Source organism: Rhizobium mongolense USDA 1844, from assembly GCF_000419765.1.
GTDB lineage: Bacteria > Pseudomonadota > Alphaproteobacteria > Rhizobiales > Rhizobiaceae > Rhizobium > Rhizobium mongolense.
Genome location: NZ_ATTQ01000003.1, coordinates 313241 through 336072 on the forward strand (window position 1 = coordinate 313241; position 22832 = coordinate 336072).

The window sequence follows — 22832 nt, forward strand, 5'->3', positions numbered from 1 at the left end:
TCTTCCTCAGGCGCCGTAGCGGCGCATCGTTTCACGGTTCGTCCTGACGGCAGTCGCAGGGTCAGCGGCGGCTGTGTCCGATTCCTCTTCCAGTACCAGCCAGCCATTGAAGCGCGGCGCCGCAGCGACGATGTCGATCACGGCGGGCGTATCGCAGACCCCCTTGCCAAGCATGGCCCATTTGCCGTTCGCATCGACATCCTTCAGATGCAGATAGCGGATCCGGTCCTGATAGGTCCGCAGCGTATCGATCACATCCCCATGGCCACGCAGGATATGGCCGGTATCCGGCACCCAGCCGACCAGGTTCTTGTCGATAAGCGAGAACATCCGGTCATAATCGGCACGGTCGAACAGAAGGGTGTTGTGGTGCGAACTGGGATGCAGGGCGATATCCACGCCCGAAGCTTTACCCAGTTGACCGGCCCGATTGTAGAACTCCGCGGCGATTTCGAATTTCGCCTTCCGTGGTCCTTCGTAGATCACTGTTGCCGAGCCGATCGAAACGAGGGCACCGGAAAAGACGGCCGCGAAATCGATCCAGCGCTGTGTGGTCCTGAGGTCGTTCTCGATCTCTTCCTGGACGGTGAAGCCGCTTTTCGAGCCCATCGCGAAAGCCACGAGCGTCAGCCCATGTTTTTGAAGGCTCGCGGCGAAATCATTGGGGCTATCTGCGTAGTGGCCGATCATCGTGTCGGTAATCTCGATGCCCGCGTAGCCGCCCTCCGCAATGGCTTCCAGCAGATCGTCCGGACCGCCATTCCAGTTTTTTCCGAGCATTTCCCACGTGAATGTCTGGCAGCCAACTTTCAGGTCTTTGATACTCATGCCCTATTCCTTGATATCGTCCCGCGTCAGGCCTTCGATGATATGCCGCTGTACCGGGATGATCGGCGCTATTAGCATGATGGGTGAGATGGGGGCGAAACTCCACGCTCTGAAAGTGATATCTGATGTGTCCACCATGCCAGCGGAGATCGACTGGCGCCGCTGCTGAAAGCCAAAACCACAAAGAGCAGGATGCGCACTGAAAAACGGGCTCGCTAAGCGACGTTCGTTGCCCTCTCAATTTAGTAACGTCTACCTCCACGGCGAGCCACGCGTACCTGCCGGGCTTCTATTTCCGCATGTTTTATAAAAAATTATCGCGCGTCAAGAAATAAAATGTTCTATAGCGCCTGTTCGTGGCAGCGATGCCCCATCTATAATCGTCGAAACATCTGAATTGGCGGGGGAGGCCAATTTATGAAAGCATATTTGGGAACCAGGCTAGGCATCGGCGTTGTCGGCTGCGGCAATATCTCGATGACCTATCTGCGCAACGCTGTCCTGTTTGCCGGAGTCGAATTGAGGGTATGCGCCGACATCTCATCGGACATGTCGGCGCTGAGGGCAAAGGAATACGGCATCCGGGCAATGGAGGTCGACGCGCTTTTGGCCGACCCCGAAGTCGACCTTGTCCTGAACCTCACGATCCCGGCCGTCCATTTCGACGTGACGATGTCGGCGCTTTCTGCGGGCAAGCACGTCTTCACCGAAAAGCCGCTCGCCACGTCGGCTGCCGAGGGCCGCAAGCTTGTGGCCGAAGCCAGAAGTCGGGGTCTTTTGTTGGGTTCCGCTCCCGATACATTCCTCGGCGCCGCCGGCCGCCGTGCGCGAAGCCTGATGGATGCAGGTGCGATTGGCCGACCGGTCAGCGGCACCGCCTTTATGTTTGGCCGCGGAATGGAGCATTGGCACCCCAATCCGCAATTCTACTATCAACCCGGCGGCGGCCCGCTCTTTGACATGGGCCCCTATTATCTGACAATGCTCGTCAATCTGCTCGGCCCGGTGAAAAGCGTCATGGCGATGGCGACGAAAGGCCAGGAAGAGCGGTTGATCACCGCCGACGGCCCCTTCAAGAACACCACGTTCAAGGTCGGGACGCCGACCAACGTGCTCTCGCTTCTCGAGTTTCAGTCGGGTGCGACGGTGAATTTCGGTGCGTCGTGGGACATCTTTCGGCACTCCAATCATCCGATCGAACTGCATGGCACGGAAGGTTCGTTGCGCTTGCCCGATCCTGATACCTTCGGCGGAACAGTTTCGCTCTCCGAGCGCGGTGCCGAATGGAAGGATTTCGAAAGCGAGGGCGAGCTGTTTGGCGCGCCGAACTGGCCGTATAACGCTCCCGATCGCGCCAATTATCGCATGCTGGGCGTTGCCGATCTCGTCCGCGCGCTTGGCGAGGGCAGGGCGCCGCGCGCCTCCGGCGATTTGGCGCTTCATGTTCTCGAGATCATGGAAGCGACCCTGGCATCCAGCGAGAGCCGGAGCGCGGTTGCGGTTGCGGGAACAGTTGCGCGACCACCATTGCTCGTCGAAGATGAGGCCCGCAGCCTGCTTGCTTGAGGTGAAGCGATGAAACATCGAGTAGATCCCGGCGCCGTGCATGTCCTGGCGCTCGGTCGCGCCGCCAACCAGCCACCCTTTGAACTCGGGACAGCGAACGAGGCGCGCGCTGCCTATGACGCCGGTTGCCCGATATTGCAGGGCGATCGCGAACTGGTTGCCGCCATCGAGAACAGGACTATCGCTGGGACGGGTGGCCCGATCCCGCTCCGGATCTATCGCGGCGTGGGTGCTCCGATCGCGGATGCGCCGGCGCTTCTCTACCTTCATGGTGGCGGCTGGGTTGTCGGCACGCTTGAATCGCATGACGAGATTTGCCGGTGGTTTGCAAATATCGGTGCCTGTATCGTATTTTGCCCCGACTATCGGCTGGCGCCGGAGCACAAGTTCCCGGCGGGCTTGGAGGACTGCGTATCGGCTCTTGCCCATGTGGTGGAGCAGGCAAGTTGGCTTGGTATCGATCCAGATCGGATCGCGGTCGCGGGCGATAGTGCCGGCGGCAACCTGGCCGCTGTCTTATCGCTTCTGTCGCGAGATGGCGCTGCGCGGAAAATCTCGGCGCAACTTCTGCTCTATCCCAACACCGATGCCCGACAGACAGCCGACAGCTATGTCAGGTTTTCGGAAGGATACGGTTTGACCACCTCGACGATGCGTTGGTTCCGGGATCATTACATCCGCGATGCGGCTGATGTCGGTGATTGGCGCGTCTCTCCCCTGATCGTCGAGAATGTCGCGGGTGTGCCGCCGGCCTTCATCGCGATTGCGGGCCATGATATCCTTGCAGACGAAGGGGAGGCCTATGCCCGCCGGCTTGCCGAGGCGGGTATCCCTCTAATCCTGCGGCGTTGGCAGGATCAGATTCATGGCTTCGTTTCCATGGGGCGGCACATTTCGGCGGCGCGGCGGGCGGTGGAAGAGGCAGTTGCCGGATGGAGCAGCCTTGTCGATCACGCCGACTGACGCATCACCAATGTTCCGTCGAATATGATTTTTCGGGCAACGACCTGTGCGGAATCATCGGATTCGTCCAGCATGGAAAGCAGCGTGTCGACGCTGCTGCGCGCCATGGCCGTGAAGTCCTGTGCCATTGTCGTTAATGGCGGGCAAGTATAGCGGCTGAGGGGGTGGTCGTCATGGGCTGCTATGCGAAGATCGCTATCGCTTCTGCGCCCGACGCGTAGACCGCGCGAATGGGCGGCTGCCATCGCGCCGAAGGCGAGGCGATCGTTCGCGCAAAGAATTGTCCTGCCCGGGAGCGTACCAGCCGTGATCATTGCATCGGTCTGCTCATACCCCATCTGTTCGAAATTCCAGCTGTAATTCTCAGCGTCGCCAAATACGACCGGTTCAAATCCGAGCGACTCCATCGTGGCGATATAGCTTGCCAGCCGCTCTCCGGAATTGTGGTTGACATGCGGAATGTCGAAATATGCAGGCGGCTCGCCCGATCGACAAAGATAGTCGACAATTGTCGCAACGCTTTGGGCGTTGTTGTTGCCAATGAACGGCGTGTTGCCTTCGATGAACGTATCGAAGTAGACAATGGGAATGCTCTCCCGAAGTTTTTCGAACATGCCAGGCTCGGAAGCGTGGCCTAGAGGCGCGATGATCGCGCCAGCAGCCTTCAATGACAACAATGTGTTCACGGCTTCGGCTTCCAGATCTGGCAAGCCGTGGGACGAGATTACGATTGGCCAGTAACCTTCGCCGCGGACGAGTAATTCCAGTCGGTTGACCATTTCGGCATAAAATGGATCCGTTAGGACAGGCACAAGTATGCCAATGTTCCGTGTCCTCTTGCGATTGAGGTTGCGGGCATAGAGATTGGGACGGTAGTCGGATGCCGACAGCGCGTCCTCGATGCGTTTGCGCGTCACCGGCTTTACGCTGTTCGGGCTATCGAAATACCTCGAAAGCGTTGGACGAGAAACGCCGCAGGACCGTGCGAAATCGTCCATGGTTTTGATCGTCATCTTATCCATTGGCAATTCTGGTTGCACTGCGCCAAGGAACATCTGCGTCAGCTGATGTCGCAAAGGCAGTCAGTGTGAGGGCTTTCGAACTGCGTTTGTAGCCTGACAATATCGCATGCGCAAAATTTTTTGTTACACAAAGCACAATCGGCAGCGTATCGCCGCCTCTATACATAGCGCACTTCGACTCCCAGCTTGTCCAATCGACTGCGAATCCCATGCGGCATGCCCGTATCGGTGATAATTAAATCGACCCGTGAAAGCGAAAATGCCTTGGATGAGGCGCCAATATCCCACTTGCTCGAATCCGCCACAAGGATTACGCGCCTCGCCATCCGCACCAGATTTCGTTTGGTCCGTGCAATGTCTTCCGAGACATCGACGACATCGAATGAGTGATCGATTGCATGAGCGCTGAGAAACGCCTGGTGGGCAACAAGACCGCCCACGGCCTTGTCTGAATCCGAGACAATCGTGCTGACAGTGCTGGGAAAGACGCGACCGCCTATCATGTGCACGTCCAAGCCTGGCCGGTACATCAGATGCTGCGCAATATTCATGGCGGTTGTGGCCACCACGACATTGTTGACCGGGGGCATTTGCATGGCGACCTGCAGCAGCGTCGAGCCGCTGTCGAACACCACGGACTGGTTGTCGATGATCTGGCGCGCCGCCATCTGAGCGATACGTCGTTTGGCATCGAAATTGCGGTTCATACGTTCTTCGAAGGCTGCAGCGGGCGAACTGGCCGGCAAAGCTATCGCACCGCCATGTGTCTTGATCAGCAGCTTCTTGGCATCCAGAATTTCCAGGTCGGATCGGATGGTCACTTCGGACACGCCGAAATTTTCAGCCAGCTGGCTGGTGCGCGCTTGGCCGGTCCGCTGAAGTTCCAGCATAATCTGATGTCGCCGTTGTTCTGCAAGCATGTGTGAGCCCCGAATTGGCTTCCGAACAGGTTGCGCTGCCAATCTTTCGAAAATCGAAAATGCGTCGTCGACCGCGGTGATTAAAGAACGAGAATAAAGCCGATGCCGGCATAGGTCAGCACGCACAGCCTTAAACTTAAATGAAAACGAAAGAAATCGAAATATTGAATATTCGTTTGCTTTCGAGTTAGGGTCTCCCCGCGAAATCGAACCTTATAAAGGACAGCATTGAAATGGGCCTCGGAACCAAAATTCGCCTGTCACGGCTGTTTTCTCATCCGTCGGGGCATTTATTCGGTGGCGCCGTCGACCACTTCGTTGGCTATGGCAACGTCCGCGAGGGCGGTCTTGCGGATCTGCCGGGCGCCCTGAAACGCGTGATGGCCGGAGAGCCGGACTATATCAGCATTCAGCCGGGGGCGGCGCGTCACTTGTGGCCGGCCTATGCCGGCAAGGCGGCGCTGGTTATTCAAGCCGGCTGCTTTACGCCGGACGATCGAATCCGTCAGTTGATTGCGACCCCTGAAGATGCGGTGCGCTACGGAGCCGATGCTCTGGCCGTTGCCATTCCGGTGCGCGGCAATACCGAAGGCGAATACATTCGCTGGCTCACCGATACCGTCAACGCCGCTGCTCGTTTTGAAATGCCGGTCGTTGCGCATGTCTATCCCCGCGATTATTCAGACGGCGGCAAGATCGTATTCACCCCCGACGAAATCGCCTATGCCGTGCGGATCGGGTTTGAGACCGGCGTCGACGTGATCAAGGTCGGATACACCGGAGACTTCGCTTCATTCCAAGAGACTGTCGCCACTTGCCCGGTGCCCATCGTTATCGCCGGCGGTCCGAAGGCGGATAATCTGCTAGGAGCCTTGACACAGACCTCCGATGCCTTGCGCGCGGGGGCAAAGGGTGCCGTGGTGGGGCGAAACCTTTGGGGGCACGGCGACACGACGATGGCGGCGCGCGCCTTCAAGCTGGTCATTCACGGTGGTATGGCGCCGCAAGAGGCGCTCGCGGCCGCGGGCGGTTGAGGTGACACGCAACCTTCAGGTTCTGGGCTTTGGGGCCATGGCGATCGACGATATCATCTATGTCGACCGACCGCTGAGCGCCGGCAAAGGGAAGGTGATTAATCGCACTCAGGACCACGGCGGCAATGTAGCGACGGCCCTTGTTGCGGTCGCAAAGCTGGGAGGGAGGGCCGGTTTCATCGGCTGGTTGAGTGATCAGCCCCTCGCCGATGTCAGCGCCCGCGAGCTTGAGCGGCACGGAGTCGATATATCCTTTGCGCCGCGTCGCCCAGATGCCAGGCCCATACGTTCGGTGATCACGGTCGGACCTGAAGGCGACAGGTTTATCGCCTATGACGATGATGTGCCGCACGGAACCTCCGAGGCGCTGACCGATAGCACCCTTGCGCAAGCCGAGGTGCTGTTGATCGACGGCTATGCCGTCAACGCCGACATGGTTGTTGCGCGCGCCCGCAAGCTGGGCTTGGCGGTGGTGGCAGACATTGAATGGGCGATCGGGCCTGCGACCGCACGATTGATGAGCTTATCCAATCACCTGGTATTGCCATTGAAATTTGCGCAGACTTATTCTTGCGAAACCGACCCAACGTTGATCCTGCGCAAGCTGTGGTCTGATGACCGGACCGCAGTCGTTCTGACCGACGGCGAACGAGGATCTTATATCAAGCAGACCGGAGATGCCGTTTTGTGGCATGTTCCGGCCTATAAGGTCAAAGCAGTCGACACCACCGGCGCCGGAGATTGCTTTCACGGCGCCTATGCCTTTGCTCTTACACAGGGAAAGCAGCCTGTCGCCTGCGCCGTTTTTGCAACTGCCGCTGCGGCGATTTCCGTGACCGGCCCTGGTGGCCGTATGGCTCTGCCCGATCAAAGCGCCTGTCTCGCGTGGATGGCGAAGGATAATGCGCCCGTGCCCAGACCGATTGCGCCGCCAGACTGAGAGTTCACTACACTGGTGCCCTGGAGATCGGAATAGCGCTGCGCAGATGACGGTTCGGTTCGATCTGCAGTCGCGCCGGGAGGGCTGTCCGGAGGATTGGATGGCGGTGATAGTAGGGAGGGAGTGCCGTGGCTGTTGTTGTACTGGACAAGATTTGCAAGACCTTCGGAACGAAATTCCACGCAATCAAGGATCTTAGCCTGACGATAAATGATGGCGAGTTCCTTATCCTCGTGGGCCCTTCGGGATGTGGAAAATCGACGGCGTTGCGCATGATCGCGGGTCTGGAGGAGATCAGCAGCGGAACCCTGAGCATCGGTGGGGAGAATGTCGAGGATCTCGCGCCAAAGGACCGGGATATAGCGATGGTCTTCCAGAACTATGCCCTGTATCCGCATATGACAGTGTTCGACAACATTGCCTTCTCGATGAAGCTTGCGGGGAAAAGCAAGGAGGAGCGCACGAAGCGGGTCCATGAAATAGCAAAGACGCTCCAGTTGCATACGCTGCTCGACAGCAAACCGGCGGCGCTGTCGGGCGGCCAACGCCAGCGGGTCGCCATGGGACGCGCAATGGTGCGGGAACCGGCGGCTTTTCTCATGGACGAGCCCCTGTCAAACCTCGACGCCAAGCTGCGCGTGCAAATGCGGGCCGAAATCGTCAGCCTGCAAAGACAGCTGGGCGTCACGACAATCTATGTAACGCACGATCAGACCGAAGCCTTGACCATGGGCGACCGGGTTGCGGTCTTGAAGGGCGGCGTCCTTCAGCAGGTCGACACGCCAAAGACATTGTATAGTCGGCCAGTCAACGCCTTCGTCGCGGGTTTCATCGGCTCACCGTCCATGAACCTGTTCGAAGGCCGTTTGCAGAACGGCAGGATCAATCTGCCCACCTTTTCGATACCTTTGTCGACGACCGCGTTCGAGCGCTCTCCCGGTCTGGCGACGTTCGAGGGCAAGACGATCATCTTCGGCATCCGCCCGGAAGACCTTTACGACAGCAGCCTGGAATCCGGATCGCGCTACGCGACGATCCCGGCCGCTGTAAGATCGATTGAGGAATTGGGCTCCGAACTGATTGTTCATTTGAATATCGAAGCGGTGCGTATCGACTCCGGCGACCCCGATGCCGTCGAGGACTTAAGCGGTGCGGCAAACGCCGTAGCGAAATTCGAAGCCGTCAGCTCGGTCAAGCCGGGCGCAATGATTGATCTGGCGATCGATGCGGCGAAGTTACACTTCTTCGACCCACAAACGCATTTGGCAATCTAGCATGATCCGCGATAGCGGGCATGGTTAGTGGGCAGCCGCAAGAACGCACGCTTGCTTTGTTGCTCGCAACTGTTGCCACCAAGCTCTTCGCTCTTCGCTCTTCGCTCTTCGCTCTTCGCTCTTCGCTCTTTGCTCTTCGCTGAGCGGCTTGGCGTGTCCCGTATCAAGAGCCCAAGATCTCACGCCGTCTTGGAAGCCGGTGACTTACAGCCGGACGTTGGGTCCTTTTCTGCTGCTCGATGGCCCAACCCGAGCGCAGCTGATCACCATCAGCCGGTCGAAGGGCATTTTTTGCGATGTCGATGGCGCGTAGGTTCCCCCGCTGAACTCCGCTTTTCTTCGATCAACGAGCCTTTCATTTGTTTTCCTTTGGGCGAGGTGGCTTTCATTTGTTTACGAAAGTAAAGAAAAAATGCGACACGAGGAAGGTGCAGGTTAGAAAAAATCGTCTCGGGTTTCACGGGTAAAGCCTATATTGTTCAATGGCTTGATGGCTGTTTGTTCCGTCCTGTGGCCTGCAGGCTTTCTCCGATCGCAGTTCTTCATTGACAGGTAGACCCCGAAAGGAACCTACTTCGGTCTCGATCGGGAGGATCGAGCAAAATATCGTTTCTATGGGAGGGAAACATGAACGTCAGAAGATATATCATGGCGGCTCAGTCCGCTGTGGCGGTCTGGGCCCTATGCGCCACCTGCGCCTTTGCTCAGACCAATCTTGAGTTCATTCAATGGTGGGAGCCCGAAATGCCCGCCGGTGCTCTGCGCAGTATCATGGACGATTTCGAGGCCGCAAACCCCGGCATCAAAGTGACGCTCGTCAGCGGCCCCTATTCCGCCACCCATGATCAGATCGTCGTTGGTGCCGCGTCGGGGACACTCAGCGATGTCGTTGGCCTCGACGGAGCATGGGTCAACGGCTTGGCAAAGCAGGGCGCAATCGCTTCGATGGATAGCCTGATGGCTGACGCCAAATATGATCAGACCCAGATCGCCGACATTATCAAGGTCAACGGGCAAAGCGTCATGTTCCCGCTTGCCTCGTTCGTCTATCCGGTCTTCGTCAATCTCGATCTGGCAAAGGCCGCCGGCATCGACAAGACGCCGACGAACCGGACAGAATTCGCCGATGCCGCGAAGAAGATGACCAATGCGGACAAGAACCAATACGGTTGGGTGCTACCGCTTTCGTTGCAGAATCCCGGCGGCATCCAGAATGACGTGATGTCCTGGGTCTGGGCATCCGGAGCATCCATGCTGAAGGATGGCAAGCCCGACCTCGAAAACGCCTCCGTGGTCGGGACACTTGAATATATCAAGTCGCTGCAGGACGCCGGCGTCATCGCGCCTGGCATTTTTGCCAAGAAGGAACAGGACAAGGTCGAAGAGTTCGTCAATGGCCGAGTGGGTATGATGATCGATTCACTCGCTCACATCAATCTCATCCGCCAGCGGAACCCCAATCTCAAGTTCGGTATCTCCGCCCTTCCAGCTGTCGACGGCTATACCGGCAAACGCGGGCTGCCCTATGCCTCCTGGGGTATCGGCATCAGCGACAAAAGCGAACACAAGGCAGAAGCCTGGAAGCTCGTTGAATATTTGATGAGCCCCGAAGTGAACAGCCGCCTCGTGTCGGTCGCCAATGCCTTCCCGGGCAATATCCACGCCAAACCCGATTTCTCGAAAGCGGACCCGCTATTTGAAGAGGCCTTCAAGATATTTCAAAGTGGGAAGCTGGCCAACGAATTCGTCGGCCTGCCGGTGGCCGAAGATCTCATGCGGCAGATGAACGTTGAAGTTCAAAAAATGTTCGACGGTCAGCAAACCGCGAAGGAGGCGGCCGCCAACACACAAAAGCAGTGGTTGGTCGAGTTCGACAAGTAAGGACGCCACCGACAATCATCGGCAGCGTGATAGAGTTCATCGCGCTGCCGCTGCATCAGGACGAATTGATGCGTTTCACGATAGGCGGAAATCACATCTCATGAGCCTCGCCACAGAAACTATGATCCGGACGCAAGCAAAAACGCGCAAGCGTGGCATGCTGTCTTACAAAACGAGAAAGAGGCTTGTTCCCTTCTTCTATGTTGCTCCGGCGACGTTTCTATTCTGCCTTCTGATGCTGTTTCCCATGATCACCGTCCTGCGCTATTCGCTGATGGACGGCGCGATCACGAAAAAGGACGCGGCTTTCGTCGGATTGCAGAACTATGTGACGATCTTCAAAGACCCGGTTTTCTGGCAGTCGGTCGGGCAGACACTCTACTTCACCGTGATGAGCGTCATCTTCCATCTTCTGATCGGTCTGGCCTTCGCCCTTTTGCTGAACAGCCAGCGTGTCGATCCGTTGATCAGAAGCATCCTGCGGGTTCTCTACATTATGCCGTGGCTCTTCACTGCAGTGATCATCGCCATCATCTGGCGGTTGCTGCTGGATCCCAATGGGGTGATCAACAGCATCTTGATGACGCTCAATATCATTAACTTCAAGGTCGAGTGGTTCTCTTCGACGAAAACCGCGCTGCACGCCTTGACCTTCGCGAATATCTGGGCGGGATACCCACTCTATATGGTGAGCCTTCTCGCTGGTCTTCAGGGCATCCCCAAGGATCTCTACGAGGCCGCCGGCATTGATGGCGCTAACGAGTTCCAGAAATTCCGCTACATCACGATCCCGCAACTGATGCCGATTATCATCAGCATTGCCTTGCTGGACTTCATCTGGACAATGCAGGTCTTTCCCCTCGTGTGGATGACGACGGGAGGCGGTCCGATCTACGCGACCGAGGTGCTTAGCACCTACACCTACAAACTTGCTTTTTCGAGTTACGAATTCTCCCGTGCGTCGGCGAGCGCAATCTTCATTCTGATCATCTCGATGGGCGCCACATACTTCTACATCAAACATCAGAAGGCCAGGTGACCGGCAATGGCAAAGCGTTCTCTCAGTCGCACCATACTTCCGACCCTACTGACATATCTCGGGCTCGCGGTTGGTCTGGTCTTCGCCGGCTTTCCGATCCTGTGGATGTTTTTCACTTCTTTGAAATCAAACACCGAGATCTTTGCCCTGCCGCCGCGGCTGCTGCCCGACCATTTCACGAACGTCGCCTACCTCTCGATCTTCAACGACCCAACGAAGATTCGTTTCTTCTTCAACAGCTATCTCGTCGCAGGAGTGGTAACACTTCTGACGTTGCTGATCGCCATTCTGACGGCCTATGGCTTCAGCCGGTATTCATTTCGGTTCAAGAACACGCTGAACGTGTTCATCATCAGTACGCAGACCGTTCCGCCGATCACGCTTTTGATCCCGTATTTCGGGATGGTTGTCGCCTTCGGCATTTTTAACACCTATTTTGCGCTGATTTTGACGTATATGGTCTTCACCCTGCCTTATGCGATCCTTCTGATGACTGGCTACTTCAATACCCTACCAAGGGAGCTTGACGAGGCGGTACTCGTCGATGGCGGATCAAGTTGGACGGCGCTGTGGCGTGTGATCATCCCACTGTCAGTGCCTGGCATCGTCGCGACCGCAGTCTATACGTTTCTGCTGGCATGGAACGAATTCCTCTTTGCTCTGACTTTGACGAAGTCGATGGATATGCGGACTGTTCCCATTGGGATCGAGTTGCTTATGGGCCAACATGCCTTCGAATGGAACGAGATGATGGCGATGAGCGTGCTAGGATCGCTCCCGCTTTTGGTCCTGTATCTGATTGCCCAGCGCTACTTCCTTGCGGGCATGGCTGCCGGGTCGGTAAAGAGCTGAGGCGGTGCGCAACCGGGCGGGAGCAATGCTTCACTGTTGTGTGAATCGGCATGGGGTCCCGTCACCGGTTCGAATATGAAACAATCGGTTTTTCTGAGGTGACGGGATCATTGCACGACCCTACAACTACCTTGACGGCATGATTCCCAGGCGGATGATGGCTCGGTCTGAGTGCGGTGTCGACGGGCCGGTGGTAGCGCTGCCCGAAAAAATCTCGCCGCCGTAAACATCGTCAATCAAACCGAGTGGGCAGCCCGAGCTGCCTCACATTCGCGTGTTGTTTTAATCTCCCTGGGACGCTCGCGGATGTCAGCGTGTTGAGTTCCGCTGTGATCTGAAACGCCTTTCCGTTCCGAACTAATTATGGGGCACCGCTAATGGTAGGCGGGGCGAGCGAGACTGACTTAGTTGGAATAATTACGCAGCGTTTTAAAAACCAACATTCCCGTCAGGCCCATGGCGCCCGTCCTGCGACCGCCCCAGCCGCGATGGTCAGGACGAATTCATCGAGTTCGCGTTCTAGCCGATCAGACGGCAAGCCGACGAAACGCGCTTCCAGGCTGATGCTGATCACCCCATGCACCGCCCCGAACAACGTGCGAGCACGAATTGCTCTATCCTCTGTAGACATATCCGGTTGCAGTTCGGCGAGGGGCTCAGCGATCACATCCATCAGGAAAAGATGTTCATCGAGATGCCACTGGGGCGTTGGACTGCCTTCGGGCGGATAGTGATCGAACAGTGCTTTCCACAGGTTACGATGGGCAAGCGCAAACTTAAGATACCCCTGTGCCAAATTGCGCAGTCGATCGGTCGGGGTGCGGTTTTTGACTTCGGTAAGGGCTAACGATTCCTCCAGAGCTTTAAGCGTTGAGGAGTTGACCTGGATAATGAGCTCATTGAGGTCAGCGAAGACTGTATAAAGACCTCCCAACGCACAACCGGCATCCTGCGTGACGTCGCGTGCACGCAAGTTTGCGAGCCCTTCGTTGGCTATCCTGTTGCGCGCAGCGTCGATTAACCGGGCCTTCAGGTCCTCGCGTTTTTCTTCTCTTCGACTGGCCATTAACCACTCCAATTTGATTCGTGAACGTTGTTCAAAAAAGCTTGAACAATGTTCACGGTTGTGGCAAAACCACTTCGTGAACAACGTTCATAAATGGGAGACTCGAAATGTTCAACTTAATTGTCACCCTGCTGCGGGGCAGGGCGCATGACGCCGAACGTGCTTTCGCCGACCGCAACGCCATACCTCTGCTCAGTCAGCAAACTCGCGATGCGGCCCACGCCATCCAGTCTGCCCGCCGTGCAGTGGCGGTGGCAATTGCACAAAATGAGCAGGAAAAGAGCCAGCACGCCATGATCCTGTCCCGGATCGCTGATCTCGAAACCCGCACTCTTGTAGCATTGGAAAAAGGCAGTGAGGGTCTCGCCCGCGAAGCGGCCGACGCGATCGCTTATCTCGAAGCCGAGCGGGATGCGTCGGAAAAGGCCCAAGCTCAGTTCACAACGGCGATTGCCAAGCTGAAGGGGATCGTGCGTGCCGCTGAAGCGCGATTGCAGGATCTGCAGCGCGGCGAGCGGCTCGCCCGTGCAACGGAACAAGCCCAGAAACTTGATCTCGCCGCTGCCGGATCTGGTCTTGCCACACTCGACGAGGCTGAGGAGACCCTTGCGCGCCTTCGCGCTCGTCAAAGCCACAACGATACGATTGCCTCCGTGCTTAAGGAGATGGACAGCACGCCTCGCTCTGCCGGAATCATCGAGAAGCTTGCCAATGCCGGCTGTGGTGCGCCGTTGCGGTCATCGGCTGATGATGTGTTGGCGAGGCTCCGCACTCGTATCAACAACGCTGCCTGAAACGCATTTCACTTAACAAAAGGACACGATGATGAACGACAGTTTCCAGAAGCATTCCTCCAGCTGGGTCAGCTTTTCATACATCTCCTTCGGCACGGCAGCTTTCATGCTTGCAGCCGGCCTTTACATGATGCCGCTCGACCTCTGGGGCAAAGGCTATCTCGCCATGGGCATACTGATGCTGGTACAAACGACGGTGAACATCACCAAGACGCTGCGCGATAACGCCGAGTCGGAGAAGTTGATCCGCAAGATCGAGGACGCCAAGACTGAAAAGCTCCTCGTCAATTTCAATCGTGGCAACGAAAGCTAAGACTTCTTAACCACACCACAGAGTTGTTTCTGTCTGCAACTTTTGCGAAACAACTCTGTGACTTTCTCTTGCGACCTAACAGGGGAACAGCCATGCACGGCAATCTTATGACATCGAGGAAGTTCGCGCCGTTATTCTGGACGCAGTTTCTCTCGGCCTTCAACGATAATTTCCTGAAGCAGACGCTTATCTTCCTGATCCTTGCGCAGATGGCTGCCGAGGGGGCTTGGCTCGTGACGCTCGCTGGCGGAATTTTTATCATTCCGTTCCTGCTGCTTTCGGCGCTGGGCGGCGAGCTTGCCGACAAATATGACAAGGCGCAGATGGCCGAAATCCTCAAGCGTTGCGAGATCGCAGTCGCGGCGATCTCCGTCATCGGTATCGCGCTGTCGTCGATCTGGGTCCTTCTGCTGGCTCTTTTCGGTTTCGGCGTCATCTCGTCGCTCTTCGGCCCGATTAAGTACGGCATTCTTCCCGATCATCTCGAACGCAAGGACTTGCCAAAGGCCAACGCCTGGATCGAGGGCGGCACCTTCATCGCCATCTTGACGGGCACGATCGTTGCAGCGCTTGCCTTCACGAACGGCGAGAATGTCCGGGTGTTCGGACCGATGATGATGGGGCTTTCGGTGCTTTGCTGGTTCGCCGCTCGCATGATCCCCGCCACGGGATCAAAAGCGCCCGATCTCGTTATCGACAGGAATGTCTTCCGCTCGAGCGTCACACTCGTCAATGAACTGCGGGAAGACAAGCGAATCTGGCGCTCGGCGCTAATGAATTGCTGGTTCTGGTTCGTTGGCGCATTCGTCATGTCGATGCTGCCCTTCATGGTTACGGAAATCCTTGGCGGTTCGGAGATCGTCGTCCCCGCCTATCTTGCCGTTTTCGCGATTTCCATTGCGGTCGGTTCAGCGATCGCCGGCTGGATGTCGGCAGGCCGTGTCGTCTTGCTGCCGGCGCCAGTCGGCACCGTCATAGTTGCACTCTTCGGAATAGATCTCGCTTGGAATCTGTGGGGCCTGCGGTCCGCCTCTCATGCTGAAACCATCACCGCGTTCTTTGCGGGCGCAAAGACCATGCGTGTGGCGATCGATCTCGCCGGTATGGCCGTTGGGGGCGCATTCATGGCCGTGCCGACGTTCGCGGCGATGCAAGCCTGGGCAAACGAAGCCCGCCGTGCCCGTGTGATCGGAGCTGCGAACGTTTTGTCCGCGTTATTTATCACAACTGGTCTCGCGCTGGTCGCGATCTTGCAAGCCGTCGGTGTCTCCGTTCCGATGATCATTCTGGGTCTTTCGCTCATCAATGTCGGCGTTGCCTGGATGATGTTGAAGGCGCTGCCCACCAATCCGTTCCGTGATTTCATTTCCATATTGTTCCGTGCCTTCCTGCGCCTTGAGGTGGAAGGTTTGGAGAACATCAAGAAGGCTGGCCGGGCACCGATCATCGCGCTCAATCATGTGAGCTTCCTTGATGGAGCGCTGGCGCTTGCAATAACAGAGGAAGAGCCCGTTTTCGCCGTCGATTACAAGATAGCTCAGGCTTGGTGGGTTCGTCCTTTCCTGAAGATGTGCAAATTCCTTCCGCTCGATCCGACGAAGCCGATGGCGACACGTTCGCTGATCAAGATTGTCAACGAGGGCAATGCGATCGGCATCTTTCCCGAGGGACGCCTGACAGTGACCGGGACGCTGATGAAGGTCTACGACGGCGCGGCCATGGTTGCCGACAAGACAGGATCGATGATCGTGCCCGTCCGTATCGACGGGCTTGAGAAGAGCTACTTCTCGCGCCTTTCGGCTGGCCAAGTGCGCCGTCGCCTCTTTCCTAAGGTCAAAGTGACGATCCTCGAGCCGGTGAAGCTCGACGTTCCCGCGGATATCAAGGGTCGCAAGCGCCGTATCGCCGCAGGGGCGGCCCTCTACCAGGTCATGTCGATGTTGATGTTCCGTACGACGAACACCAATCTGACGGTCCTGGACCGCATCATCGAGACGGCTTTGGAAGGAGGTGGAGGAAAACTTGCAGTCGAGGATCCGATTAGCGGCCAGCTCTCCTATGCCAAGCTTCTCACCGGCGCTTCGGTTCTGGGTGCCAAGTTCAAGGCGTTGTTTCCCGATGAACAGACGCTTGGCGTCCTGCTTCCAAACGCCAATGGCACTGCTGCGACTGTTCTCGCTGTGATGTCAGCGGGCAAGGTTCCGGCGATGCTGAATTTCACCGCCGGCGCCGCCAATATCTTGTCAGCGTGCAGGGCGGCAGAGGTAAAGCAGGTTCTTTCCTCACGCGCCTTCGTCGAGCAGGGCAAGCTTGGTCCCGTGATTGCCGAGCTCGAAAAAGAGATGAAGATCGTCTGGCTCGACGAACTGCGCACGACAGTTACCGTCGTGGACAAAGTTCGGGGCTTCCTCAACAGGTACACGCCGCTGGTCAAGCGCAAGGCCGATGATGCCGCCGTGATCCTGTTCACATCTGGTTCGGAGGGAACGCCGAAGGGTGTTGTTCTCACCCATCGCAATATTCTGTCAAACGCCGCCCAGGCGGCCTCGCGCATCGACTTCCATTCCGGGGATAAAGTCTTCAATATCTTGCCGGTGTTTCATTCATTTGGTCTGACGGCGGGGACCGTTCTGCCATTGGTCTCGGGCGTGCCGGTATATTTCTATCCGTCGCCGCTTCACTACCGCATCGTGCCGGAACTGATCTACACCTCCAACGCGACCATCATTTTCGGGACCGATACTTTCCTGAACGGCTATGCCCGAACTGCGCACCCCTATGACTTCCGATCGATCCGTTACATCTTTTCGGGTGCAGAGCCCGTCAAACCATCGACCCGCGAGACCTATATGGAGAAGTTCGGCCTGCGTATCCTTGAAGGCTACGGTGTTACTGAGACGGCACCCGTGATCTCCCTCAATACGCCAATGTTCAACCGCTCAGGCACCGTCGGCAAAATCATGCCCGGCATGCAGTGGAAGCTCGAGCCGGTTGCGGGTATCGATGAGGGTGGTCGCCTTTTCATCCGCGGCGCCAATGTCATGGCCGGCTATCTCCGCGCTGAGAACCCTGGCGTTATCGAGCCGCTCCCGGATGGCTGGCATGACACGGGTGACATTGTCACAATCGACGAAGATGGCTTCGTCAGGATCCGCGGCCGTGCCAAGCGCTTCGCCAAGATCGGCGGCGAGATGATTTCGCTCGCTGCCGTCGAGGCGCTTGCCGGCCAGTTGTGGGCCGGTGCCCTTTCGGTCGTTTCATCTATTCCGGATGCAAAGAAGGGTGAGCGACTGGTGCTGCTGACAGATGCGCCAAACGCTACTCGCGCCGAATTCGCTGCCTTTGCCAGATCCAAGGGAGCGATGGATATGATGGTTCCGGCGGAAATCAAAATCGGCAAAGTGCCAGTGCTGGGTTCGGGAAAGGTGGATTTTGTTGCAGCGAGCAAGATTGTCCAACATTTGAATCCACCGCAGCACGCTGCATGATGCCTCCCACAAGGCTTGTATGAACGACTACTTCAGCATGGAAGGACCGGGAGGGGTAGGGCGCTATGCAAAGCGGATTTTCCGCATGTCGGCGCTCGCATGCGTAATAGCGACCACCAATCGACAACTGTCGCAGCAATATCACAAGGCCAACTTGGTCTGCGTCGCTCGCACGTTAAGCGACACCGGAGGGTTGCGTCGAATGGCGAACAGGCAAGACGATGCGCAAACTGGTGTGTGATTATGCACGGACGTTTGCACGCTTTCGGCACAGAGCATCGACCCTGGCGGAGGCAGGATGTCTCATTTGTTCGATTGCAGAATTTAGCGTGCTCTCGTTCAATGCACACGGTGGGGTCAAACGCTATGCCGAAACACATTTGGCGCTCGCACCCTTCCTCAAGGATCGCCGCCCTCACGGAGAGCGGCGATAAAATGAATCGTCTTAGGCGTTAGGCCGGCAGTTGGAAGATCCAGTTTGCGATCAGGACTATCGCCAGACCGCCAGCAAGTGCGACATAGGGAAGGACGCCCGCCTTTTTCGTACCAAGGTCCTGACCAGTCAGGCCCAGATCGTCCATCGCTCCCGCAGGAAATTTGCCGCCGTCCCGCACATAATGGCGATAGGCAAAGACCGGGAGGATGACGGCGGCGAAGGCGAAACCAACCCAAAGTGCGTTGGCATAACCCCAGACCTTTGCGCCGGCGCCTAGGAAGAGGGCATTGACGAAGGCGAGAACCGTGTTGAGGCCAATCAGCCAGCTCGGCGCCTTCCAGGGACGTTCGATGTGGCCGGAATCCATGCGATGGATCCAACCGGAGTTCAGGTTGAGGAAGTTGAAGATAATGTAGCCGACATTCGAGACGGCGAGCACGAAGAAGTAGCCGCCGACATCCGATGCGATCGCCAGAAGGAAGAGGTTGAAGCCGAAGTCCGTCCACATGGCGCGGGTCGGCGCGCCGTTCTCGTTCACATGATCGAGGTATTTCGGCAGCCAGCCGTCTTTGGCGCCCTGATAGAGCGTGCGTGAGGATCCCGCCATCGCCGTCATGATCGCCAGGAAGAGGGCCATGATCATCAGGACGACGAGAAGCTGGGTGATAATGCGGCCCGCGCCGATCAACCCACCGAGGGCTTCCGCTACACCCGTACCGTCGACGATTCCAGGTGCCAGCATGCCGGCATGGCCGAGCACACCCTGGAAGGCGAAGGGCACGAGGAAGAAGAACAAGCAGCATGCAAGTCCGGAATAGAAGATCGCCTTGAAAGTATCGGTCTTGGGGTTCTTCAGTTCCCGGGTATAGCAGACGGCGGTTTCGAAGCCGTAAGTAGACCAAGCGGCGATATAGAGGCCGCCGAGGAAGAGTGTCCATCCGCCGTTGCTCCATGTACCGTCCGCGTCTGAATATGCTGCCGTTGGCGGAAGGAGGCCCGTGACGTTCGCAGCAACGATCTGACCGCTGAGGATAGGGTAGATGCCGATCAAAAGCAGCGGCACGAGCACGATGATCGCCAGCCACTTCTGCACGCTTGCGGTTTCAGAGATGCCGCGATGCTGGATGGCGAAGATGATCAGCATCAAGATGCCGCCGATGAAGAAAGTGGCGTTGATGTTGGCGGTAGCGAGGAACGGAATGCTGAAGCTTGCGAGCGACCAATTGCGGACCGCGGGCGTCAGCGCCGCTACTGCATCCGTGCTCAGCAAGGCTTTGATGGCATCGTCGGGCGCCGTGCCGGCATGGGCTGTTATGTATTCTGCGACGCGCGGGCTATCCGCCGTGATTGAAGCGGCATGCGCGGCAATCCAGTCGAGGGCTGCTTGCGAGTCAGCTGCCGGAATCGGAAAAAATGCATTGAGAATATAACCGGCGGCGATGGCGCAACCGAGCGAAAGCACCGGCGACCAGGCAAACCAGTTGCACCAGACCGAAAGCGGCGCAATGAACTTCGAATATCGCAGCCAGGCGGTCGCGCCATAAACGGAAGCGCCGCCGGATTTATTGCCGAACATGCCGGCGATCTCTGCATAGGTGAAGGATTGCAGGAAGCCCATGATCATGGAAATGATCCATACGACGAAGGCGAGCTTGCCTGTCGTGCCTGCGATGCCGCCAATGGAGAAAAGGACGAGCGGCGGCACGCCCGCAGCTACCCAGAATGCACCCTTCCAGTCGAGGGCACGTATAAGCTTACCTTCGGTGCCGGCCGATATCCCGGCGTCCACTACGTCTGTCATTGCTGAAGTTCCCCATTCGATTGTTCCGGACGTCTCTTCGTGCGTCTCCCTGAACGTGCCTCTCCCGGCGTTTCCGGGGCCAGCCTGGTTTTGGCGATCCGCGTTCCCGCACGGATTCTGAGCTTTGACCCTTGATGCATAGTGAAGATATTTTCTTTTTAGTCAATATGGGTTTACTTTCCGACGGCATTTTGTAACGTTGTTTAGCGGGCGAAAGCTCGCGCTTCCAACCCCACGAGGGTCAAATGCGAGATCTCCATTTGGCGATGACCGGTGTGCGGCCGGCTTCCCCGAGCATCGTCCGCTATCCGGGCATTCGAGCGTTGCCGCAGGGCACGGAGCGCCACCGCGTCAAGGGCGGCGGCTCGTTGGTCGTGCGCGTCGAGGTCGGTGACCACGTGACCGTCACCGACATGGAAGGCGGTCAACCGTGTGAACTTTCCTTTGTCGATGAGGCTGGGCGTTTCTTGTCGGCAGGTCTCGGCGCGACGTTCACCAATGCCGCCGAGGGGCTGAAGGCCATCCTGTCGACGGGGGAAGACAGCGCTATCCGTACCCGCGCTGCGCTTGCCCGTCGCGGCGCTGATCTTGCGGCGGCTGGTGCGCTACGTCTCTTCGGAGCGGCAGCGACGCCGCGAAGCTCCGCTGAACTCACCATCACCTTGAAAGGTCTCTTGATTATCGCTGCTCCCGCAGGCGTGATGTTGCCGGAGGCGCAGGATACGTCGACGCCGATCGAGATTACGATCAGGCGGAGCCAGCTCACTCACGATTATTCCTCGGCCTTGCCCGAGCCGATGGCCGATCCGATCGAGGATATCCGCATCAAGGCGGCAACAGCTTCAGCCTATTTCGTCCGCGCTGGCGAATTTATTCAGATCATCGACGTTTATGGGCGGCAATGCACAGATTTTCAGGCTTTCGCCGCCCGCAAGGTGGACAAAGGTCTCGATCTGGCCCTGGATTCGACGGTCACCCGCACCCTGCTCGGCCGCAGCTACCCGATCCCCGGCCTGCCGTCAAAGGCGTTCGATCGCGATTTCGAACCTCTCGTGGAGATCGTCCAGGACACGGTCGGTCGTCACGACGCCTTCGCGACTGCCTGCAACTCTCGCTATTATGACGATATGGGCTATCCCGGCCACGTCAATTGCACGGACAACTTCAACGCCGCGTTGGCGCCGTACGGGATTGCGCCGCGCAAGGGCTGGGAAGCGCTCAACTATTTCTACAATACAAACATCGATCACAACAATCAGTTGTACCTCGATGAGCCTTGGTCGCGCCCGGGCGATTATGTGATGATGCGGGCGCTGACCGATCTCGTCTGCGTATCCTCTTCATGTCCAGACGATATCGATGCCGCCAACGGCTGGGATCCGACGGATATCCATGTCCGAACCTTTTCCGGAAAAGAGAAATTCTCACGAGCGGTAGCCTATCGCATGACACCTGACTCCGACGCTGAACTGACGCGCGAAACCGCCTTCCACCCACGCCTTTCGGCACTCACGAGGGATTACGCGGAATATCGCGGCTACTGGCTGCCGAACCGCTTTTCCTCCGAGGGCGCCGTCGAAGAATATTGGGCCTGCCGGGAGAGGGCAGTCGTCATCGACCTCTCGCCGCTGCGAAAATTCGAAGTGACTGGTCCCGATGCCGAGGAACTGCTGCAATATTGCCTGACGCGCGACGTGCGTAAGCTGTCGACCGGACAGGTTGTCTATTCGCCCATGTGCTACGAAAACGGTGGCATGATCGATGACGGTACGCTTTTCCGTCTTGGCGACAAAAACTTCCGCTGGATCGGTGGTGATGATGCAAGCGGCATCTGGCTGCGGGAGCAAGCAGAAAAGAAAGGCTTTAGGGCCTGGGTCCGCTCCTCAACCGACCAGATGCATAATATCGCTGTGCAGGGACCGAAGAGCCGCAACATCCTGAAGGAAATCATCTGGACGGCGCCGCGCCAGCCGGCGATCGGCGAACTCGAGTGGTTCCGGTTCACGGTTGGGCGCATCGGGGACTTCGAAGGCGCGCCTGTCGTCGTCTCGCGCACCGGCTATACGGGCGAGCTCGGTTACGAGATCTTCTGTCATCCGAAGGACGCGCTTAAAGTGTTCGACGCGGTTTGGAAGGCTGGTGAGCCGCATGGCTTGAAGCCTATGGGTCTCGAAGCGTTGGACATGGTGCGCATCGAGGCGGGACTGATATTCGCCCATCACGAGTTCACCGACCAAACCGATCCATTCGAGGCCGGCATTGGTTTCACCGTGCCGCTGAAATCCAAGGCGGATGACTTCATCGGCCGCGAAGCGCTGATCCGGCGCAAGGAGCATCCGCGTCATCTGCTGGTTGGGCTCGACGTGCAGGCCAATGAGGCGGTTGGCCATGGAGATTGCGTTCACATCGGCCGCGCTCAGGTGGGGGTGATCACCAGCGCTACCCGCTCACCAGTCCTTGGGAAGACCATCGCTCTCGCCCGTATCGACGTCACGCATGCGTCTGTTGGAACGGCGGTGGAAATCGGCAAGCTGGACGGCCACCAGAAACGCTTGCCGGCGGTCATAGTACCGCTCTCGCATTATGATCCTCAGAAGACGCGGCCGCGCTCTTAA

General features: G+C 57.6%; 17 protein-coding genes. 12 read left to right on the forward strand and 5 right to left on the reverse strand.

Features of this window, described 5'->3' with window-relative positions; all coding sequences use genetic code 11:
• Window positions 1-6: 6 nt before the first annotated feature.
• Window positions 7-828 carry a sugar phosphate isomerase/epimerase family protein gene (locus A3C3_RS0107205; RefSeq protein ID WP_022713931.1) on the reverse strand — a complete coding sequence of 274 codons (822 nt, stop codon included), beginning with the start codon at window positions 826-828 and terminating at the stop codon, window positions 7-9.
• Window positions 829-1245: 417 nt separating this feature from the next.
• Here A3C3_RS0107205 and A3C3_RS0107215 point away from each other — a divergent pair, with 417 nt between their 5' ends.
• Together A3C3_RS0107215 and A3C3_RS0107220 are read left to right on the forward strand one after the other, a co-directional pair.
• Window positions 1246-2394, forward strand: coding sequence for a Gfo/Idh/MocA family protein (locus tag A3C3_RS0107215; protein ID WP_022713933.1), 1149 nt, complete (start codon window positions 1246-1248; stop codon window positions 2392-2394).
• Between the two features lie 9 nt (window positions 2395-2403).
• Window positions 2404-3357 (forward strand): alpha/beta hydrolase, encoded by a 954-nt coding sequence (locus tag A3C3_RS0107220; protein ID WP_022713934.1) that lies wholly within the window; start codon window positions 2404-2406, stop codon window positions 3355-3357.
• Here the strand turns inward: A3C3_RS0107220 and A3C3_RS0107225 are convergent.
• Window positions 3345-4379: a LacI family DNA-binding transcriptional regulator gene (locus A3C3_RS0107225; RefSeq protein WP_022713935.1), complete on the reverse strand. Its 1035-nt coding sequence runs from the start codon at window positions 4377-4379 to the stop codon at window positions 3345-3347. The two genes, A3C3_RS0107220 and A3C3_RS0107225, sit on opposite strands and share 13 nt — an antisense overlap.
• 158 nt (window positions 4380-4537) lie before the next feature.
• Window positions 4538-5299, reverse strand: coding sequence for a DeoR/GlpR family DNA-binding transcription regulator (locus A3C3_RS0107230; RefSeq protein ID WP_022713936.1), 762 nt, complete (start codon window positions 5297-5299; stop codon window positions 4538-4540).
• Window positions 5300-5532: 233 nt separating this feature from the next.
• Between A3C3_RS0107230 and A3C3_RS0107235 the strand changes: the two genes are divergently transcribed.
• The 6 genes from A3C3_RS0107235 (at window position 5533) to A3C3_RS0107265 (ending at window position 12319) form a co-directional block, all read left to right on the forward strand.
• Window positions 5533-6333, forward strand: coding sequence for a beta/alpha barrel domain-containing protein (locus tag A3C3_RS0107235; protein ID WP_022713937.1), 801 nt, complete (start codon window positions 5533-5535; stop codon window positions 6331-6333).
• 1 nt (window position 6334) lies between these two features.
• Window positions 6335-7273 (forward strand): PfkB family carbohydrate kinase, encoded by a 939-nt coding sequence (locus tag A3C3_RS0107240; RefSeq protein ID WP_022713938.1) that lies wholly within the window; start codon window positions 6335-6337, stop codon window positions 7271-7273.
• Between the two features lie 128 nt (window positions 7274-7401).
• On the forward strand, window positions 7402-8547 hold the full coding sequence (locus A3C3_RS0107245; protein WP_022713939.1) for an ABC transporter ATP-binding protein: 1146 nt from the start codon (window positions 7402-7404) through the stop codon (window positions 8545-8547).
• A 627-nt stretch (window positions 8548-9174) separates the two neighbouring features.
• Window positions 9175-10428: an ABC transporter substrate-binding protein gene (locus A3C3_RS0107255; protein WP_022713941.1), complete on the forward strand. Its 1254-nt coding sequence runs from the start codon at window positions 9175-9177 to the stop codon at window positions 10426-10428.
• 121 nt (window positions 10429-10549) lie between these two features.
• Complete coding sequence (locus tag A3C3_RS0107260) at window positions 10550-11467, forward strand: carbohydrate ABC transporter permease (RefSeq protein WP_376773725.1); 918 nt, start codon at window positions 10550-10552, stop codon at window positions 11465-11467.
• A gap of 6 nt (window positions 11468-11473) precedes the next feature.
• Entirely contained in the window at window positions 11474-12319 is an 846-nt protein-coding gene (locus tag A3C3_RS0107265) for a carbohydrate ABC transporter permease (protein WP_022713943.1), read from the forward strand.
• A gap of 448 nt (window positions 12320-12767) precedes the next feature.
• Here A3C3_RS0107265 and A3C3_RS0107270 read toward each other — a convergent pair whose 3' ends face one another.
• Window positions 12768-13385: a TetR/AcrR family transcriptional regulator gene (locus A3C3_RS0107270; protein WP_022713944.1), complete on the reverse strand. Its 618-nt coding sequence runs from the start codon at window positions 13383-13385 to the stop codon at window positions 12768-12770.
• Window positions 13386-13492: 107 nt separating this feature from the next.
• Here A3C3_RS0107270 and A3C3_RS0107275 point away from each other — a divergent pair, with 107 nt between their 5' ends.
• The 3 genes from A3C3_RS0107275 to A3C3_RS0107285 all read left to right on the forward strand — a co-directional run bounded on the left by A3C3_RS0107275 (window position 13493) and on the right by A3C3_RS0107285 (window position 17980).
• Complete coding sequence (locus A3C3_RS0107275) at window positions 13493-14179, forward strand: PspA/IM30 family protein (RefSeq protein WP_022713945.1); 687 nt, start codon at window positions 13493-13495, stop codon at window positions 14177-14179.
• A 31-nt stretch (window positions 14180-14210) separates the two neighbouring features.
• Complete coding sequence (locus tag A3C3_RS0107280) at window positions 14211-14492, forward strand: YiaA/YiaB family inner membrane protein (RefSeq protein ID WP_028739465.1); 282 nt, start codon at window positions 14211-14213, stop codon at window positions 14490-14492.
• Between the two features lie 92 nt (window positions 14493-14584).
• The gene (locus tag A3C3_RS0107285) at window positions 14585-17980 is read left to right on the forward strand and encodes an acyl-[ACP]--phospholipid O-acyltransferase (protein ID WP_022713947.1); all 3396 of its coding nucleotides are present in this window, start codon (window positions 14585-14587) and stop codon (window positions 17978-17980) included.
• A 452-nt stretch (window positions 17981-18432) separates the two neighbouring features.
• On the opposite strand, the gene A3C3_RS0107290 is transcribed toward A3C3_RS0107285, so the two are convergent.
• Window positions 18433-20217 (reverse strand): trimethylamine N-oxide permease, encoded by a 1785-nt coding sequence (locus A3C3_RS0107290; protein WP_022713948.1) that lies wholly within the window; start codon window positions 20215-20217, stop codon window positions 18433-18435.
• Between the two features lie 245 nt (window positions 20218-20462).
• On the opposite strand from A3C3_RS0107290, the gene A3C3_RS0107295 reads away from it, so the two are divergent.
• Entirely contained in the window at window positions 20463-22832 is a 2370-nt protein-coding gene (locus A3C3_RS0107295) for a trimethylamine N-oxide demethylase (RefSeq protein WP_022713949.1), read from the forward strand.